Source organism: Paraburkholderia domus, from assembly GCF_905220705.1.
Lineage (GTDB): Bacteria > Pseudomonadota > Gammaproteobacteria > Burkholderiales > Burkholderiaceae > Paraburkholderia > Paraburkholderia domus.
Genome location: NZ_CAJNAT010000057.1, coordinates 1 through 18,287, shown reverse-complemented (window position 1 = coordinate 18,287; position 18,287 = coordinate 1). Strand labels below are relative to the sequence as shown.

General features: G+C 62.2%; 15 protein-coding genes. 10 read left to right on the top strand and 5 right to left on the bottom strand.

Annotated features, from left to right (window positions below; genetic code table 11):
- Positions 1-135 precede the first annotated feature (135 nt).
- The 6 genes from KHO31_RS38325 to KHO31_RS38300 all read left to right on the top strand — a co-directional run bounded on the left by KHO31_RS38325 (position 136) and on the right by KHO31_RS38300 (position 6,669).
- Entirely contained in the window at positions 136-855 is a 720-nt protein-coding gene (locus KHO31_RS38325) for a tetratricopeptide repeat protein (protein ID WP_211626005.1), read from the top strand.
- A 441-nt stretch (positions 856-1,296) separates the two neighbouring features.
- Positions 1,297-1,752, top strand: coding sequence for an HU family DNA-binding protein (locus KHO31_RS38320; RefSeq protein WP_175048835.1), 456 nt, complete (start codon positions 1,297-1,299; stop codon positions 1,750-1,752).
- Positions 1,753-2,165: 413 nt separating this feature from the next.
- Positions 2,166-3,575: a circularly permuted type 2 ATP-grasp protein gene (locus KHO31_RS38315; RefSeq protein ID WP_201086507.1), complete on the top strand. Its 1,410-nt coding sequence runs from the start codon at positions 2,166-2,168 to the stop codon at positions 3,573-3,575.
- 220 nt (positions 3,576-3,795) lie between these two features.
- Positions 3,796-4,746 carry an alpha-E domain-containing protein gene (locus KHO31_RS38310; RefSeq protein WP_201077714.1) on the top strand — a complete coding sequence of 317 codons (951 nt, stop codon included), beginning with the start codon at positions 3,796-3,798 and terminating at the stop codon, positions 4,744-4,746.
- 12 nt (positions 4,747-4,758) lie between these two features.
- Positions 4,759-5,586, top strand: coding sequence for a transglutaminase family protein (locus KHO31_RS38305; protein ID WP_201077716.1), 828 nt, complete (start codon positions 4,759-4,761; stop codon positions 5,584-5,586).
- A 210-nt stretch (positions 5,587-5,796) separates the two neighbouring features.
- Complete coding sequence (locus tag KHO31_RS38300; protein WP_201077718.1) at positions 5,797-6,669, top strand: proteasome-type protease; 873 nt, start codon at positions 5,797-5,799, stop codon at positions 6,667-6,669.
- A 279-nt stretch (positions 6,670-6,948) separates the two neighbouring features.
- Here KHO31_RS38300 and KHO31_RS38295 read toward each other — a convergent pair whose 3' ends face one another.
- Both KHO31_RS38295 and KHO31_RS38290 read right to left on the bottom strand, forming a co-directional pair.
- On the bottom strand, positions 6,949-8,151 hold the full coding sequence (locus tag KHO31_RS38295) for a porin (protein WP_201077720.1): 1,203 nt from the start codon (positions 8,149-8,151) through the stop codon (positions 6,949-6,951).
- A 504-nt stretch (positions 8,152-8,655) separates the two neighbouring features.
- Complete coding sequence (locus KHO31_RS38290; RefSeq protein WP_201086508.1) at positions 8,656-9,966, bottom strand: YihY/virulence factor BrkB family protein; 1,311 nt, start codon at positions 9,964-9,966, stop codon at positions 8,656-8,658.
- A 200-nt stretch (positions 9,967-10,166) separates the two neighbouring features.
- Here KHO31_RS38290 and KHO31_RS38285 point away from each other — a divergent pair, with 200 nt between their 5' ends.
- Positions 10,167-10,706 carry a YbaK/EbsC family protein gene (locus KHO31_RS38285; RefSeq protein ID WP_201077758.1) on the top strand — a complete coding sequence of 180 codons (540 nt, stop codon included), beginning with the start codon at positions 10,167-10,169 and terminating at the stop codon, positions 10,704-10,706.
- A 182-nt stretch (positions 10,707-10,888) separates the two neighbouring features.
- Entirely contained in the window at positions 10,889-12,448 is a 1,560-nt protein-coding gene (locus KHO31_RS38280; RefSeq protein ID WP_201077724.1) for a methyl-accepting chemotaxis protein, read from the top strand.
- Between the two features lie 84 nt (positions 12,449-12,532).
- Here the strand turns inward: KHO31_RS38280 and KHO31_RS38275 are convergent, their stop codons facing one another.
- From KHO31_RS38275 to KHO31_RS38265, 3 genes are all read right to left on the bottom strand, one after another.
- The gene (locus KHO31_RS38275) at positions 12,533-12,937 is read right to left on the bottom strand and encodes a response regulator (protein ID WP_211626003.1); all 405 of its coding nucleotides are present in this window, start codon (positions 12,935-12,937) and stop codon (positions 12,533-12,535) included.
- 216 nt (positions 12,938-13,153) lie between these two features.
- Positions 13,154-13,744, bottom strand: coding sequence for a BPSL1445 family SYLF domain-containing lipoprotein (locus tag KHO31_RS38270; protein ID WP_201077728.1), 591 nt, complete (start codon positions 13,742-13,744; stop codon positions 13,154-13,156).
- A 190-nt stretch (positions 13,745-13,934) separates the two neighbouring features.
- A complete protein-coding gene (locus KHO31_RS38265) occupies positions 13,935-15,323 on the bottom strand; it encodes an FAD-binding oxidoreductase (RefSeq protein ID WP_211626001.1) in 1,389 nt (462 codons plus the stop codon).
- Positions 15,324-15,743: 420 nt separating this feature from the next.
- On the opposite strand from KHO31_RS38265, the gene KHO31_RS38260 reads away from it, so the two are divergent.
- Entirely contained in the window at positions 15,744-16,730 is a 987-nt protein-coding gene (locus tag KHO31_RS38260; protein WP_211625999.1) for a zinc-dependent alcohol dehydrogenase family protein, read from the top strand.
- A gap of 1,132 nt (positions 16,731-17,862) precedes the next feature.
- Positions 17,863-18,287: hypothetical protein (locus KHO31_RS38255; RefSeq protein WP_211625997.1), on the top strand; the 425-nt coding region annotated here is incomplete at its 3' end.

Here is an 18,287-nt window from a genome sequence, read left to right as displayed (position 1 = left end):
AGCATCGCGGCGCTCAGACGCCGCGCGTCCGCGCTTGGTTTCCAGATCATTCCCGACACGAAAACGGCCTGAAAACCACCCGTACTTCCATGCGATGTTTCTCGAGAGCCGGCGGCAGTGGTGGTGAGCGTCGCGGTGGCTTTCGCCCTCGCTGCCGGTACGCTCGCCACGGTCTCAGCTACACGCGTGGCGACGCCCGTCTCCAATGTGCAGATCGACGATTGGCGGATGCAGGGCACGGCCACGCACGCGGCGTGGCCGGTGTGGCGGCTGCGCGTCGCTGCCGCGTTCGGCAACGCGGCGGCGCGCGAGGCCCTGGCCGACGTGCTGGTGAGCTCGGCGCAACTCGACGAGCGGCGCGAAGGCGTCGACTTGTATCGTCAACTTGCGCTCGATGCTGTGCCGAGTGCGCAAGCCACGCTCGGACATCTGCTGCTGCGCGGACTGCCCGGCATCGCGCCGGATTACGCGGAAAGCCGCCGCTGGTTGAGCGTAGCCGCAGCGCACGATCCGCAGGCTGCGTACGATCTGTCGACGCTTTATCGCAACGGCTACGGCGTCGCGCGTGATCCTCGCCTCGCGATTCACTGGCTGGCGCAGGCGGCGCAAGCTGGCGTGCCGCTCGCGCAATTCCAGCTCGCTAACGAGTATCGCTTCGGCACGACGCTGCCGCATGACGACGCCATGGCGCTGCAATGGCTGACGCGCGCGGCCAATGCGGAGTTACCCGAGGCCAATCTCGCGCTGGCGATCGCCTATCGCAACGGCGAGCTCGGCATGGCGCGCGACGAAGACGAATACTGGGCCCATGTGAAAGAGAGCGAGCACGATCTGAAGCACGTCAGCCGGCCATGATCGCGCGTTGAAACGGCCTGCGAGTTTCTGTCGCAGAGTCATGTTAGCCGCCCCCTGCAGAGACTTTCGCTGCAGGGGGCGTGTTTTTTCCGTCGCGTGAATCGACATCGCGAGCGCGTCGGCGAGCCACGTTTTGACCGTCGAGTCGCCATCCGCCGACCATCGCCCGGCGCCGAAAGTGCCTCTATTCAGGTATCGAAACGGCTTGTAACGCACGTTACGTGTTCGTGTTGCAGACCGGTCCGAGGCGCGGCGACGCACGTTTACCCGCTAAAACAAGGATCAAAATGTGTTGCGAAGTCTGCGCCGCGCAACAAACCTTCGCTGTTATACACAAAAGAGTCGCGCAAATCGTATTAGCGCTTGTAGAATCCGGCGTTGAAGCGTGCACATACCGTGTGCGCTTCATGCAATTCACTGACCACTACAGGTAGGAGAAACATGCCGACTTCCGCAAAAAAGGTGGCCAAGAAGGCTGCTGCCCCGGTACCGACCAAGAAGGTTGCTGCAAAGAAAGTTGTTCCTGCGAAGAAGGCCGTCGCAGCTAAGAAGGTCGCCGTGAAGGCTTCCAGCGCTCCGTCGCCGATCAAGGACACCTTCACGAAGGCCTCGCTGGCTGCACACGTCGCTGAACGCGCTGCTGTGGAACCGAAGACCGCCAAGGCTGTGCTGGCCGCGCTCGAAGACACGATCCTCGGCGCCGTGCACAAGAAGGGCGCTGGCGAATTCACGCTGTCGGGCCTTCTGAAGATCGTCGTGCAAGCTGTGCCGGCGAAGAAGAAGCGCTTCGGCAAAGACCCGTTCTCGGGCGAAGAGCGTTGGTTCCCGGCCAAGCCGGCTAGCGTGCGCATCAAGGCACGTCCGCTGAAGAAGCTGAAAGACGCAGCAGCAGGCTGATCGCGCTTCATGCGTGACGGCGGTTTTTAATGGTGGTTTTTTAGCCGTGCGTTTTTAACCGTGTGCTTTTGACTGTCCGCTTTTGACTGTCGTTAACGTTTGAGCCGATCCGCAGTGCGAGTTGTCCGAATCCCCGAGGATGCGAATCCTCGGGGATTTTTTATGCGCGTCCGCTGTGGTTTGGCGAATTCGCCGCCGTCCGCCACGGTGCCGCTGATGCACCGTACTAGCGCATCATGGGCCGCCGCAGTACGATGGCAACGAGGCCATGCCGGTCGGGATGCGCTCTTAGCGTGCACGCAGCGTGTTTCGCACGCAAAAAGCTCAATGGCATAGCGCTTGCTTGAACGATTGTCGAACACCGAATGCGCAGCGCATTCGCCTTCTATCCGACAACAAGAGCGGGGCGTGACATGCGATGCTATGACGAGATGCGTCATCATGACGATTCCGTGCGGCCACACTACGCGCGCTTTGAGCGGTGGCTGGTAAAGCAGGGCAACGAGGCGATCGCACGTAAGCGTGCGGAAGCCGACCTGCTGTTCCGCCGGGTCGGAATCACCTTCGCGGTGAACGGCGATCTGTCCGGCACCGAGCGGCTGATTCCTTTCGACCTCATTCCGCGCATCATTCCGCGCAGCGAATGGCAGACGCTGGAGGCGGGTTTGCGCCAGCGGGTGCAGGCGCTCAATCTGTTTATCCACGACGTCTATCACGATCGCAATATCGTGCGCGCCGGTATCGTGCCGGCCGAACAGGTCTACACCAACGCGCAATACCGGCCTGAAATGCAGGGCGTCAATGTGCCGCTCGGTGTTTACGCGCATATCGCCGGCGTCGACGTGGTGCGCGCGGGCGACGAGGGCGAGTTCTACGTGCTCGAAGACAACCTGCGGGTGCCCTCGGGCGTGTCCTATATGCTCGAAAACCGCAAGATGATGATGCGGCTTTTCCCCGAACTGTTCGTGCAGAACCGCATTGCGCCGGTCGCGCATTATCCCGATCTGCTGCTCGACACACTTCGCTCGGTCGCGCCCGAAGGCGTCGACGATCCGGTCGTGGTGGTGCTCACGCCGGGCATGTACAACTCTGCCTATTTCGAGCACACCTTCCTTGCGCAGCAGATGGGTGTCGAGTTGGTGGAGGGTAAAGATCTGTTCGTCGACGACAACTATGTGTTCATGCGCACCACGCAGGGGCCGAAGCGCGTCGACGTGATCTACCGCCGCGTCGACGACGATTTTCTCGATCCGCTCGCCTTCCGCAACGATTCGGCGCTAGGCGTGCCGGGTCTGTTGACCGCCTATCGCGCCGGACGCGTCGCGCTCGCGAACGCCATGGGCACCGGCATCGCCGACGACAAATCGATCTACCCGTACGTGCCGGAAATGATCGAGTTTTACCTCGGTGAGAAGCCGATCCTCAACAACGTGCCCACGTTCCAGTGCCGCAAGCCCGACGATCTTGCATACACGCTCGCGCATCTGCCGGAGCTGGTCGTGAAAGAGGTTCACGGCGCGGGCGGTTACGGAATGCTGGTGGGGCCGGCGTCGACGAAGGCCGAAATCGAATCGTTCCGCGAGCGCCTGATTGCACGGCCCGCGGGTTACATCGCGCAGCCCACGCTCGCGCTCTCCGCGTGTCCGACTTTTGTCGAAGCGGGTATCGCGCCGCGCCATATCGATTTGCGCCCCTTCGTGCTGTCCGGCAAGGGCGTGACGATGTGCGCGGGCGGTCTCACGCGCGTGGCGTTGCAGGAGGGCTCCCTCGTCGTCAATTCGTCGCAGGGAGGCGGGACTAAAGATACGTGGATGGTCGACTGACGCGGTTGCCGATGCGGTTGCTCATGTGACAGCTCTTGTGACAGCTCATGTGACAGTTAATGCAGCAGATCACATAGCAACACCTGTCGCCATGCAGGCAACCGCGCCCGCAACCTCACTCGCCGGCAGATGAGTCAAACCGTCGCCGGCGCACACGGATAACCCGCGCGGACCTTTTACTTCTGCAAAGGTCTTGCGTCATCAGATACGGAACGCCGTCATGCTAAGCCGAACCGCCGATCACCTCTTCTGGATGGCCCGCTATATGGAGCGCGCGGAGAACACCGCCCGCATGCTCGACATCAATCTGAAGGCGTTGCTGTTGCCGCAAACGCCCGAACAGGAGGCGCGCGCGCAACGCTCGGTGCTGCGCATTTCCGAACTCGAAACCGCTTTCGCGCAGCGCTACGATGAACCGACCCGCGAACATGTGCTCGATTTCATGGTGGCCGATGCGACCAATCCGTCGAGCATTCACTCGTGTTTGCAGGCCGCACGCGAAAACGCCCGCGCCGTGCGCGGTACCTTGACGACCGAATGGTGGGAAACCATCAACGACACCTGGCTCGAGTTCAACGAACGCGCTTCGTCAGGCCAGGCGTCGAGCAATCCAGGCGCGCTATTCGAGTGGGTGAAGTTCCGCTCGCACCTGTCGCGTGGCGTGACGATCGGCACCGCGTTGCAGGACGACGCGTTCTTCTTCACGCAGCTCGGCACCTTCCTCGAACGCGCCGACAACACTGCGCGGATTCTCGACGTGCGCTTCGCCGACGTCGAGCCGAATTCACGCGATGCCGCGCGTCAGTTGGAAGACTTCTACTACTGGACTTCGATCCTCAGTTCGGTGTCGGCGCTGGAGATCTATCGCAAGGTGTATCGCGATGTCGTCACGCCGGCGCGGGTGGTCGAATTGATGATCCTGAACCAGCAGATGCCGCGCTCGCTGCTCGCTTCGCTCGAAGGCGTCTGCACGAATCTGGCGATGCTGCGCACGCCGGGCTCGAACCAGTGCGAACGGTTCGCCGGCAAGCTGCGCGCCGAACTGGTGTACTCCGACATCCGGCAGATTTTTGAAGCCGGCCTGCACGCCTATCTGACGCAGTTCCTTGCTCGTGTGTTCGAGCTCGGCAATCTGGTCGCGCGTACTTATCTGATGCTGCCAGTCGCCTGACGGAGTTTTCCTATGTACCTGACGATCCGCCACGACACGTCCTATCGCTACGAAGCGACTGTCCATTATTCAATCCAGCAACTGCGTCTGACACCGGCAAGTGGCGCGTCGCAGGTGGTGCGGCGCTGGAGCATCGATGCGCCAGGCAAGCTCGACGCCACCTTCGACGCCTACGGCAATGTGCTGCATACGCTCGTGATCAACAAGCCGCATGGCGAGATCCGTCTGCATGTTGCGGGCGAAGTCGACACGATTCCGCTGAAGGACGGCCAATTGCCCGACGCCGTCGGCCCGATTCCGCTTGAGCATTTCACCTGTTCGACGCGTCTCACGGAAGCCGATGCGGCGATCCGCGAGTTGGCTGAATCGGTGCCGAGCCTCGCGAGCTCGAGCAATCTGATCGCGTTGTCCGAACAGATCCTGCAGCGCGTGAAGTACAACTCCGGCATCACCGAAGTCACCAGCACGGCCGCCCAGGCGCTCGCGCTCGGCAACGGCGTGTGCCAGGACCATGCGCATCTGATGCTGGCCTGCTGCCGCGCGCGTGGCATTCCGGCGCGTTATGTGAGCGGCTACATCGAACCCGGTGATGTCGGCCCCGAAGGAACGCCTCTTGGGGGAGAGCACGGCGCGAGCCACGCGTGGGTCGACGTGTGGCTCGATGGCAAGGGCTGGATTTCCGTCGATGTCACGCATGCCGCGTTTGCCAGCGAGATCTACTGCCGGCTCGCCGTGGCGCGTGATTACGAAGCCGCCGCGCCGGTGCGCGGCCGGCGTATCGGCGGGCTGGAGGAGGAGTTGAAAGTATCCGTCACGGTCAGCGGGCAACTGTCGCAATAGCACCCGCTGGAGGAGGCCAATGGGTTGTCAGGACCGCCTTGACGGGCGCATTGCAGGGCGGCATGCCGGCAACCATGGCAACGGCTTGAATGAGCGTCAGCCCGCCTAGCTATTCAGATTAGGCCCGCGTCCGCCGTAATACGGAGAGAGGCGCATGCGGGCCGCATTACAATAGCGCCATTCTGTCGTTTTCTGCGGGTACCTTTTCCTATGACTTACTGTGTCGCGATGTCCGTCGACGACGGGCTCGTGTTCCTTTCGGACACGCGCACCAATGCGGGCGTCGATCACATCAGCACCGCGCGCAAGATGTCGGTGTTCGAGCAGCCGGGCGAACGCATGCTCGTGTTGCTGGGCGCCGGCAATCTGTCGCTCACGCAAGCGGTGCTGCACGAGCTGTCCGAGCCCGCCGAGCCCTCGCAGCCCACGCTCTGGAGCGCGCCCACCATGGCCGACGCGGCCCGCGTGATCGGCCGCGCGGTGCGCTGCGTGCATCAGCGCGAAGCCGAGGCGCTGCAGGAATTCGGCGTCGACTTCAATTGCAGCTTCATTCTCGGCGGCCAGATCGCGGGCAACCGGCCGCGTCTGTTCATGATCTACGCGGCAGGGAATTTCATCGAAGCGTCGTCCGTGAACCCGTATTTCCAGATTGGCGAGGCCAAGTACGGCAAGCCGATCATCGACCGCGTGCTGACGCCGTCCACGCCACTCGACGAAGCGGCCAAGTGCGCGCTGATTTCCATGGATTCGACGCTGCGTTCGAATCTGTCGGTCGGGCTGCCGCTGGATCTGCTGGTGTACGAGAAAGATTCGCTGCACGTCACGCGCTTCGTCTCGATCGACCACGACAATGCGTACTTCGAGATGATTCACCGTACGTGGGGCGAGCGGCTACGCCAGGTGTTCGGCGAGATTCCCGATCCGGACTGGCAGGATTCGCCCAATGTGCCGCTGCTGCAACGCGAGCGTGCACTGGTGCTGCATCGCGCGCCGGTCGGGGCGGACGGCATGGAGCATGAGCTCGATGCGAAGCCGGCGCAGACGTTGGCGCAGGCGGAGAAGGGAAAGGGCCAGCGGCGTTAGCCAGTTCAGCGTAGCGCTGACGGGCCGGGAGCATCGCACCAAGGTCGTCACGAGCCTGTTTAAGGCTTGCTGGCGGCCTTTTCTATTGGTTCGCACGTTGAGTTGGTCACGATGAACGCGCAGGACAAGCGCGGTTGTCCGTCTATCCGTGGTGTGACCCGGACGGGCCTGTCTTCGCGGCGAGCACCAAAACCAGAGGACGAAAAAAAACCAGCCACAGGTTTATCGCCTGTGGCTGGTCTTCAACTGCGTGTTGCTTCAGCAGTACGTCAAGTTCGATTAGAACTTGTGGCGGATGCCCAGGCTAACCATTACTTGCTCGTTGGAAGCCGAGTTGTAGCCGTACGAACCGATCGATGCACCGGCAGCGGTCAGGCCGCCGGTCGCCGTATTGCGTTGTTCGCCAGTCGCATGTTGCCATGCGCCGACCAGGTAGAGGTCCGTGCGCTTCGACAGGTTGTAGTCGCCGCCCAGGGAAACCTGGTTATACGTTGCGCTCGTGTCGCCCGTAGCCTTCGTGTAGATGTAGCCCACGCCCACCAGCATAGCCGGCGTTGCCTGGTAGCCAAGATACACGCCGCCGACGTTGTACTTCTCGGTCGAACCGAAGCCCGACATTCCGTCCGGCTTGTACAGCGCATTGCTGTAGCGGAGGTTGACCGTGAACGGGCCGGCCACGTATTGTGCCGCGACCTGAGCGATACCGATCGACTTCGCCGATGCGTAGTAGCTGTTGACCTGGCCGTCGAACGTGCCGTCCGACGTGCTGCCGTTCCAGCTCGGCGTTGCCGCCGGCGGCGTGCCGCTGACAGTGAAGCGGCTACCCAGCGTGTTGCCGTTGTCGGCCTTGAAGTAGCCTGCAGCCACGCTGAACGGACCCGTTGCGTACGTTGCAGCGCCCGACCACGTTTGACCCGAACCCGTCGAGCCAGCCACGCCGCCGAATGCGTACATGCCTTCGAACTGGAAGCCGCCCCACACCGGCGAGGTGTACTTGACAGCACTGTTCGTGCGCGAGGAGTTGTCGTTGTTGTCGACGTCGCCCGGCGTTGCGAAGGTGGAACCGAAGTAGTTGTCACCCGTCAGCGGCTGAACCAGGTCGACCACCGGGTCGTACTGACGACCCAGCGTGACCGTGCCCCACTGATCGCCCGTCAGGCCGACGAAGGCTTGACGACCGAACATACGGCCGCCTTGACCCAGCTTGCCGGTGTTCACGTCAAAGCCGTTTTCCAATTGGAAGATTGCCTTCAGGCCACCGCCGAGATCTTCCGTGCCCTTCAGGCCGAAACGATCACCTTGCAGGTTGCCGGCAACCATCGCGACCAGATTCTTGTTCTGACCAGCCGAGTTTTGCGTGTTGTGAACGTACTGGATCGACTCATCGATCAGGCCGTAAAGGGTAACGCTGCTTTGAGCATGTGCTACGCCGGTGACGCCGAGGAGCGCCAGCGAGAGGGTAGACAGGGCGATTCGTTTCATCCATTTCTCCACGCAGATGATTAGTTTGTTGTTGCGGAAAGGAGAATAGCTCACTGCCTCAACTGGTAAGAACTGGAAAAAAAAGAGTGTCTCTAAAAAGTGACAAACGACGCAAAGCCTTGTATTTAAAGCCCGTTAACGATTATTGCTATTTCCGCAATATTCATTCGTTAATTGGGCATTATTGTTGTTTTGTTGACAGTGAAGGCTCCGATGCCTGCAATTTGGACACTCTTTTGAATGGCTTTCGTAATGTAGTCGTCTAGATGTTCTGCCCGTTTTTCAGCGTCTATATAAAAACGGAGCTGCGTCTCGCTTGACGGGAGCGCTAGACACAATTTATGCGCTATGAGCAGGCGCAATCGCTGCGGTTGCAGCCTGTAGCTGGGATTTGCCGTTGTGGTCCGCCGTTGTGGTCCGCCGTTGTGGTCTTCACACCGAGGCAGTCGTTTCTGCTGTGTCAATGTGAGGCGCGACGGCATCGCGCCTCACTCTCGATGGCCGTTATCGTCCCCCGTTGCGGCGCGCCACGGCGGCCGCCGCCAGACCGGCCGCCGCAGCAAACAGCACCGAGGTCCACGGATAGCGTCTGACATAGCGATCGGCGGTGACGGCCCGGCGGTGCGCTTCGACCAGCGTGACGGCGGCGACGCGTGTCGCCTGCGCTTCGGCAAGGACGACGGTGCGGCCGATCTTGACCGCGGTCGCCCGCGCTGAAGTCTTCTTCCGCTCGCGCACCCGCGGTAAAGCCGACGCTGGAGCGGTCGAGGCAAGAGCCGCCGCTTCTGCCGCTCCGGCAGCAGGCGCAAACCCGGCAGCATGCGATTCACCGTCATCCGCGCGAGGCAGCGCATCGGCCGATACCGTCGATGCCGCCAGCACCGAAGCGAGCTTGGCGCGGCTGCCGGGCGGCGACTCGTCCTGCATGCCCCATCCACCGCGCGGATCATGCATGCGCCCGCGCGCCGCCGAAAACTCCGCGCCGAGCAGGAGCACGGCGGCCGAGAAGTACAGCCACATCAGCAGCACGGCCAGCGAGCCGGCCGCGCCAAACGAGCTCGCCATCCCGGCGTGCGCGATATACAGCGCGAACAGCTTCTTGCCCGCCGAGAACAGCACGGCCGCGACGATCCCGCCGACGAACGCATCGCGCCACTGCACCTTGGCGTCCGGCAGAAACTTCAGCAGCCCGGCAAAGGCGAACGCCAGCACCAGCAAGCCGACACCGAGTTGCAGCAGATTGCCGATCACTACATAGGGCGAGTCGCCCCACAGCCACTTGCCGATGAACGTGATGACTGTATCGAGCACTAACGAGACAATCAGCAGGAACGCGACGCCGAGCACCAGGCCGAACGAAATCAGGCGCACGCGCACCATCGCAATCACGCTCGACGAGCGCGGCCCGGTATACGGCCACACGAGATTGAGCGCGCTATTGAGGGATGAGAAGGTGGCCGAGGCGCCGATCGCCAGCATCGTGAATGAAATGACGGCTGCGATGCCACCGGCACTGCCGCTGTGATGGGCGTTCTCGACGATGGTCTGCACGCCCGCGGCGGCCTGGTCGCCGAGCAGGCCGTGAATGTGGGTGAACAGCTCGCCGCGCGCGGCTTGAGCGCCGAAGAACCAGCCGGCCACGGCGATCACCATGACCAGCGTCGGCGCAAGCGAAAATGCCGCATAGAAGGCGATGCTGGCCGCCATGGCTGCGCAGCGGTCGTCGGCAAACTGTTTGAATGCGCCGATTGCCCAATTGGCCTGCTTGCGGGCCACCAACTGGAGGTTCTCGGCGGAAAGCATGTCGCTGTCCATGGTCGTTCTTCTCAATGGGATACTGGCGCCGGATGGGCCGTGTGCGTGCCGTTGAGGTAGCCTCGATGCAGTCCGCGCATCGACGCCTTTCGCAAACCTTGTGCCTGTCACTATAACAAGCGCTGCATGCGTGTGCCCGCGATACGCCCGCAAGCAGGCATGCCGTTAGAATGCCGATGGACCTTCACACTTTTATCACTATGCACTCGCACGAACTCGTAAAGCAGTTGGACGTCATTCCCGCAGAACAATTGAGCGCGCATTTGCCGGCGAACGTCGTCGAGCATTTGCCGGCCCAGGGCGTGACCGTGTTCGCCGTTAGCGACGACGCTTCGGACACCGCCGAATTTAGCGCGCGCTACGGTTTCGGCCTTGAAGACTGCGCTAACACGATCGTGATCCGCTACAAGAAGGAGGGCGCCGAGCATTACGCAGCGCTGGTGTCGCTCGGCTCGCTGCGTCTGGACATCAATGGCGCGGTGAAGGCGGCGCTTGGCGCGCAGCGCCTGTCGTTCGCCAAGCGGGAGGCCGCCGTGGAGCATAGCGGGATGGAGTTCGGCGGAATCACGGCCTTCGGCTTGCCGGAGGACTGGCGCATTCTCGTCGATGCCGCTGTCATGGAGCGTGCTCAGATTGTGATGGGTGCGGGGGTGCGGGCAGCCAAGTTGCTGTTGGCGCCCGAGGTGTTGCAGCAGTGGCCGCGCTGTGAAGTTGCCTCGCTTGCGTTGCCGGCCGAATGAAGATTTGAGCACTGCCGCCGAGGTGTGCAGAACAAATCAAGGCCAGCCCCGCAGGACAACGGGCGAAGGTATGAAACAAACGCTGAAGTTTTCCCCCGCTCCGCCGTTATTCCTAAGATTGACATGAACTGTTGCGGCGCCCGTTCGCGCGGCGCCGGCTACAAGGACAAAGGAATACGGAGATGGAACGCTTTCGCCTGAAAGTGCGGCTTTGGCTCGCGCTAGCGGTAATGTGCATGGGAATTCTGGCGATCGGTCTGTGGGGCGCTTTCAAAACGCGCGATACGATGATCGCCGACCGTCAGGCCGAACTGAAAAGCGTAGTGAGCGTGGCCTACAGCGTGCTGGATCGCTATAACGGCCTCGCCGCGGGCGGCACGATGTCACTCGCCGACGCGCAACGCACGGCTATGGCCGACCTGCGCGCGATGCGCTACGACGGCGCCGGCGGCTACCTCGTGCTCGAGGACGCACATGCAAGAGTGCTGATGCACGGCGTGCGGGCCGACCTCGAAGGCAAGGACATGAGCGGCTTCACGGATCCTAAAGGCCGCCACGTATTCAAGGACGGCTCGGACCTCGCCGAGCGCGAAGGCGAGGGCTTCATCCACCTGCAGTTCCTGAAGCCGGGCTCCGATCAGATGGCGCCCAAGATCAACTACGTGCGCCTTTACAAGCCGTGGGACTGGACGATCGTCACCGGCGTGTTCACCGACGATATCGACGCCGCGTTTTACACGACCCTCATGCAGTACGTCGGCGCCGCGCTGATTCTGTGTCTGATGGTGTCGCTGGTAATCGGCGTGATCGTGCGCAGCATCTTGCGGCAACTCGGCGGCGAACCGGCTTACGCGGCGCAGATCGCCTCACGTATCGCCGACGGCGATCTCGATGTGGTCGTCGAGACGAAAGCCGGCGACGACGTCAGCCTGCTCGCCGCGATGCAGCGCATGCAACATCGACTCGCGCAAGCAATCACACAGATTCGCAGCGGTGCGACGCTGATTTCGACGGTGTCCAACGAGATCGCCGCCGGCAACGCGGACCTGTCGCGCCGCACGGAACAGCAGGCCACCGCGCTCGGCGAAACGGCTTCCAGCATGGAGCAGATCACGGCGACCGTGAAGCAGAACGCCGACAACGCGAAGCAGGCCAGTCAACTTGCGCACAACGCTTCGGAGACGGCGGCGCGCGGCGGTCAAGTGGTTGGCCAGGTGGTCGAGACGATGCGCGGCATCTCGCAGTCGTCGCACCGGATCGGCGACATCATCGGTGTGATCGAGGGGATTGCATTTCAGACCAACATTCTTGCCTTGAACGCGGCCGTTGAAGCGGCGCGCGCCGGTGAGGAAGGGCGTGGCTTCGCGGTGGTGGCGGGCGAAGTGCGCAGCCTTGCACAGCGCAGCGCGGCGGCGGCCAAGGAGATCAAGACGCTGATCGAAGAGTCGGCCGCGCAGATCGAAGGCGGCTCGCAGTACGTGGGCCGGGCCGGTGAAACGATGCAGGAAGTGGTGCACGCGGTGCGCCGTGTGACCGACATCATGGGCGAGATCAGCGCGGCGTCTGTCGAGCAAAGCTCGGGCATCGAGCAGGTCAACATCGCGGTGGCGAGCATGGATCAAACGACCCAGCAGAACGCTGCATTAGTGGAAGAAGCCAGCGCCTCGGCCGACGTGTTGAAGGCGCAGACCGGGCAATTGGCGGCGGCGATTGCCGTATTTACGCTGCCGGAAGAACACTGATCGAGCCAGCTGTGCTCATTGCGAAGCGGCCGTGCCTATCGCTCAAGCGTGGACGAAATAGCTGTTCAGGATATCCACCACCCGTCATAGCGAACATGGCCGACGGCAATGGCCGTCGAAACCGGCCTCCTTCAGCAAGGTAACCGGATCGAGCGGCCAGATGTTGCTCATTGCCAGCAGCAGTGTTCCGGCATTCGACGCATCGGCGCGCAGGGTACGGATAAATTGGTAATCTGAAACAGAATCGAGTCTCGTGTCCAGCAACACTGCATGTGGTTTCCACCAATGCAGAAAGCTATTCGCCTTCATCAGGTCAGCGGCGTAGACCGCATCGAATCCCTTCAGCGAAAGCAGCAGCACCAGCGATTCGCCGATCGCCTTGTCGCGATGCCCGATCAACACACGGCGCGCCGAAGTAGCGTCCACCACGCTGCCTCGCCTCCAGATTGCAAACTCGGTTTCATCGTCGAGCGAGACGCGTCTTGTCACAGGGCCCTCCGCCAGACTGCGCGGGAAATATTCAATGTAGAAAAAAAGAAACGACCTCGGGGAAAGATTACCTTTGGTCAGTGTTCGCATAATACAGACATGACGGCGAAGCGCGCCGCCATGCGAGCGATTGGGGCGTCACGCGGTGGCTCGCGCGAATGCGCAACGCCGTGGCCGCGTGACTGTGGCTGATTGTACGTTAGCGAGCGCGCTCGCTCAGATGATCAGGCGAGAAACCTTGGTGCCTTCGAGCGACACACCGGCCATCAAGCCGCCGTTCGTCAGCACGAAAGCCTCGACCGGGCTGGTGGCGGTCGAGGTATCGACCGCGCCGTTCGCGCCGACCTTCAGCACGGCGACCGTTGCATCGGCGCCTGCTGCCCATCCCTGGCTGGCGAGGAATGTGTCGAGTGCGTCTTGCGTCATGAACAGAAACACAAGCGCTTTGGACTGTGCGCCGATCTGCAAACCGAACGAACCCGCGACGGTGCTGTAGTAGCCTGACGTGCGTCCGGCCACGCGCAACGCGCCTTCGCCGTATTGCCCACCGACCCAGAAACCCGCCGAAATCACAGACGGGAACACGAGCACGCCGCGCGCTTTGGCGACCAGTTCGCGCGAGCCTGTCACGTTCGCATAGAGACGCTGCAGGGTGGAATCGACTCCGGCGTTGATCGAGTCGCGTTTGCCGGCGTTCGCGGAGGGCGACGCGCTCGAAGACGGCGACGTGGTCGTGCAGCCGGCGAGGCCAAAACCGGCAGTAGCCAAAGCTGCGCTGGTAGTCATGATGAATTGTCGTCTGCGCATGATAGTTCTCCTTGTGTGTATGGAGGTTGCGGTTTCTATTTGAACGGCGAGTGCCGTGACGCCGGCAAACCCGTATACCCGCTAACCAGCATTTAGCGTGCCCGATGCCACGGCTTCGGTGTCAGACAGCCGTGATGCGCAGACGTTCGCACACGGGCACGGCGGTCAACGCCGTGCCCCCCAAGGATTCCTACGCTGCCGGGCGGATATTCTGGTTGTGGCGGAACAGGTTGTGCGGGTCGTAGTGCTTCTTTACGGCGACGAGACGCTCATAGTTCGGCCCGTACGCATCGGCCACCCGGCCGCTTTCCTCCTGCGTCATGAAGTTGACGTACACGCTACCTAGCGCGAACGGTGCGGCTGCGTCGAAGAAAGCGCGGGCCCAGGCGATGCAGCGTTCGTCATCGCTCGTGTCGTCCCAGCGACCGTGCACGTTCATCGCGTACTGCGTATCGCGGCTCGAATAGGCCGTGGCATCGACCGGCACCCGGCTCGTCTGCGCGCCGATCTGCCCGAAAAAGATTTCGCATTGCGGCGACGGCAGCGTGCCGATCGCAGCGAGCAGTGCGTCAATGAGACCGTCCGGTATTTTGTCGAGGTTGTGCGACTTCCAGTAGTTGCGAGCGCCCGGCGTGAGCAGCGGATCGAACGCCTGTTGCCACATCGCGTACGGCATCGGCCCGAGATGTTCGCCGACGGGTGTGCCGAAGCCGCGCACAGCCTCCACGACAGACGGACCGTTTTCGACTGGGCCGGAGTAGCACATCGCGAATACGATCACCGGCTTGCCGTGCACCTCGGGCGGCAGAAACGGCAACGGAGGCGCAAGCCGCAAAACGGCCCATACGCTTAGCTCCTCCGGCATCTGTTCCACAGCGGCGCGGTACTGGAGCAGGGCATTCTTCGCCTGATCGAGCGGCAGCACGACCAGGCCGCCGTACACGAGTGGCCCTACCGGATGCAGCGCGAACTCGAAGCGCGTCACGACGCCGAAATTGCCGCCGCCACCGCGAATCGCCCAGAACAGATCTTCATGTGAATCGGCGCTAGCGCGGACCAGTTCGCCGTCGGCGGTGACCACGTCCGCTGAAATCAGATTGTCGACAGTCATGCCGTATCTGCGGCTCAGCCAGCCGAACCCGCCACCCAGTGTCAGGCCTGCCACGCCCGTGGTCGAGTTGATGCCGAGCGGGGTGGCGAGCCCGAATGCCTGCGCTTCGTGGTCGAAGTCGCCGAGCGTCGCGCCGGGCTCGACGTACGCGCGCCGCGCTGCCGGATCGATCTGCACCGATTTCATCGGCGACAGGTCGAGCACGAGGCCGTCGTCACACAGCGCGGTGCCGGCAATGTTGTGGCCGCCGCTGCGTACCGCCAGCGGCAGATCGTTGTCGCGCGCGAACGCTACGCCGCGGCGCACGTCGGCTACGCCGGCGCAGCGCAGGATCATCGCCGGATGCCGGTCGATCATTGCATTCCAGATGCTGCGGGCCTCGTCGTACCCCGCGTCGCCGGGCAGCAGGAGCTGGCCGCGGGTCGAGGTTTTTAGTTCTTCAACGGCGCTGCTGGACACACTAACCATGGCACACCTCCAGACACAGTGGAAGACGCTCTCAGAACACTATTCAGCTGAACAAAGTAAATGAAAGTGTCTGAAGAGGTTCAATTTGCGTCCAGTAAACGGGGCTGCCTCGGTAAGTCAAACGAAGGTAAACCCGCGCCCGCAACCGGCACAGCGCGAAAGCTCGTGCGGCAAGTGTCTGCGACCCGCGGCGGGAATGATCACCCTCGGCGATGCAGCGGATGGAGGGAACGCTTCGAGAAAAACAGCGCGAGGAAGTGTTGGTTGCGCGCTGGGATGGTGGCTGTGCGGCGACACTTTTGTGGCCGAAAGCTGGCATTTCTATTTGCGTGCCCTGCAGAAGGGTCGATTTACATGCCGTTTCGCACGGAGGATTATCCCCGTATCGACTCGTTCACAACCCCTCGCTGAGGATGCGTCATGTCCATGCAAGCTCTCGTTCTCAAGCAGCACAACGGCCCGCTCGAACTCACGGAACTGCCGCGCCCCGAGCCGGCGCGCGGTGAGGTGCTGGTACGCATCGCCGCGAGCGGCCTGAATCCGCTTGACACCAAGATCCGCGCCGGCGCCGCCGGGCACGCGAAACATCCGTTGCCTGCGGTGTTGGGTATTGACATGGCGGGCGTCGTCGAGACGGTGGGCGAGGGTGTCGGCCGGTTCAAGGCGGGCGATCCGGTGTACGGGATGACGGGTGGCGTGGGCGGCCTGCAAGGCTCGCTGGCGCAATACGCATCGGTCGATGCGGATCTGCTGGCCTTGATGCCGTCAAATCTCTCGATGCGCGAAGCCGCTGCGCTGCCGCTGGCTTTCATCACGGCGTACTCGGGCATTGTCGATCGCGCTCATTTGCAGGTAGGGAAAACGGTGCTCGTACATGGCGGGGCGGGCGGTGTCGGCTACGTTTCCGTGCAGTTGGCACTCGCGCTCGGTGCAAAAGTTTTTTCGACAGTTAGCGAGCGCGACCGCGGCGTGGTGGAGGCGCTTGGTGCTACACCGATTGATTACCGTGCGCAGTCGGTTGAGCAATATGTCCGGTCTGCGACGAACGGAGCAGGTTTCGACCTGGTAGTCGATACGGTTGGCGGGGCGACGCTCGACGCATCGTTTGCCGCCGTGAGGCATTTCGGCCATGTAGTCAGCGCGCTCGGGTGGGGCACGCACGCGCTGGCGCCGCTGTCGTTTCGCGAAGCCACTTACTCGGGCGTGTTCACGCTGCATGCCTTGCTTTCCGGCGAAGGCCGCGCGCATCACGGCGAGATGCTGCGCGTGGCGGCGCAGCTTGCCGAAGAAAACAGGCTCGCGCCCCGCCTCGACGCACGGCGCTTTGATCTGAGTTCCACGCAGCTTGCTTATGACGCACTGGCCGACGGTAGCGCGCGGGGCAAAGTTGTGGTTGAGGTGACGTGAAGGCGTCGCTTCGGATTCGCCCGGCGTATTGATCTCTTGTAGAAAGACGCGGGTGATTGGGGCAGTGTAGACCCGTCAGATTCGCGCTGTCTGTGTGATTGCCCTCACTCCCGCCTTTGCAAAATCTCTTTTGCGTCCGGACAAACGCCTATACGAAACGGTTGTTCGCGTTGCGCTCTGCTCCTCTACTCGAAAGTTGCTCGCCTTGAGTGTTAGGTTTAGCTGCGACTGCTCGATTCATCTGATGAAGAGATATGGGCTTCGATTAAAAAAATAGTTTGGACTGCATATCTAAAGACAAAAAAATTTCCGCCCTAAAAAAGGCGGTAATTAACGATATTTGACAGTCAAGCAGCGCAATTGATCAGAAACAGGCCAGCAATTTCGTATTGCGTGGGCTAACGCACGGTCGCCGGAACTCGCTCCGCATAACTTCAGTTTTCATTAGACCCTGCTGTGCTCTTTTCGGGGCTTTGTTCGCGCACAGCAAGTCCTTTCGCCCGGACCTCGACAAATCGGATTGGGATTATCCGTGGGAGAGATGTCGAGCGTCATGCGTTTTTGTGTGGCACGCGGCAACGTCGGCCGGGTTTTGAAGGGTCATTTTTTAACAGCGAACAGAGATTAACTCGATGTCTGGATCTGTCTTTCGAGATATATAGTTAGGAGAATGAAATGAAAAAACAAAACGGGGACGCGCGGGCGTTGGGGACGCGTAGAGCGGCATTGGCGGTTGCTGTGAGTCTTTATGCTGCGATGGCTTGCGGTCAAACGGATCCGGCTGCACCTACGGCGCCGTCGGCAAGTTCGACGAAGCTGATGGTTGCGCAAACATTGCCGATCGATTGTCCGCTATTCGACACGCTTGGCTGTAAGCAGGAAAACGGTGGGTCGCGGGCGGCCGGTGGAATTGGAGTGGCGGCTGCAGCGAGTCCGGGGTCGACATCGCCTTCGGGCTCACAGAGCAGCAATGGCAGCGGGACTTCATCGGCTGGGTCTGGAGCTAACGGTGGCAGTGGCGCCGGCGGATCGACGTCGGGCGCGGCGGGACTTGGTGTCGGGAATGCGGGCAGTGGGAGTGGGGGGAAGGGGGGAACGGGGAGTGGCGGGACAGGCAGTGGTGGGACAGGTAGTGGCGGGTCGGGTAGTGGTGGGACGGGCAGTGGTGGGACGGGCAGTGGTGGGACGGGCAGTGGTGGGACGGGCAGTGGCGGGACAGGCAGTGGCGGGACAGGCAGTGGCGGGACGGGTAGTGGCGGGACGGGTAGTGGCGGGACAGGCAGTGGTGGGACAGGCAGTGGCGGGACGGGTAGTGGCGGGACAGGCGGTGGCGGGACGGGTAGTGGCGGGACGGGTAGTGGCGGGACAGGCAGTGGTGGGACGGGTAGTGGTGGGACAGGCAGTGGTGACGGCGGTGGTAACGGCGGGCACCACGGTGGCGACGGCGGCCATGGCGACGGCGGTCACGGTGATGGTGGCCATGGCGACGGCGGTCACGGTGATGGTGGCCATGGCGACGGCGGTCACGGTGATGGTGGCCATGGCGACGGCGGTCAC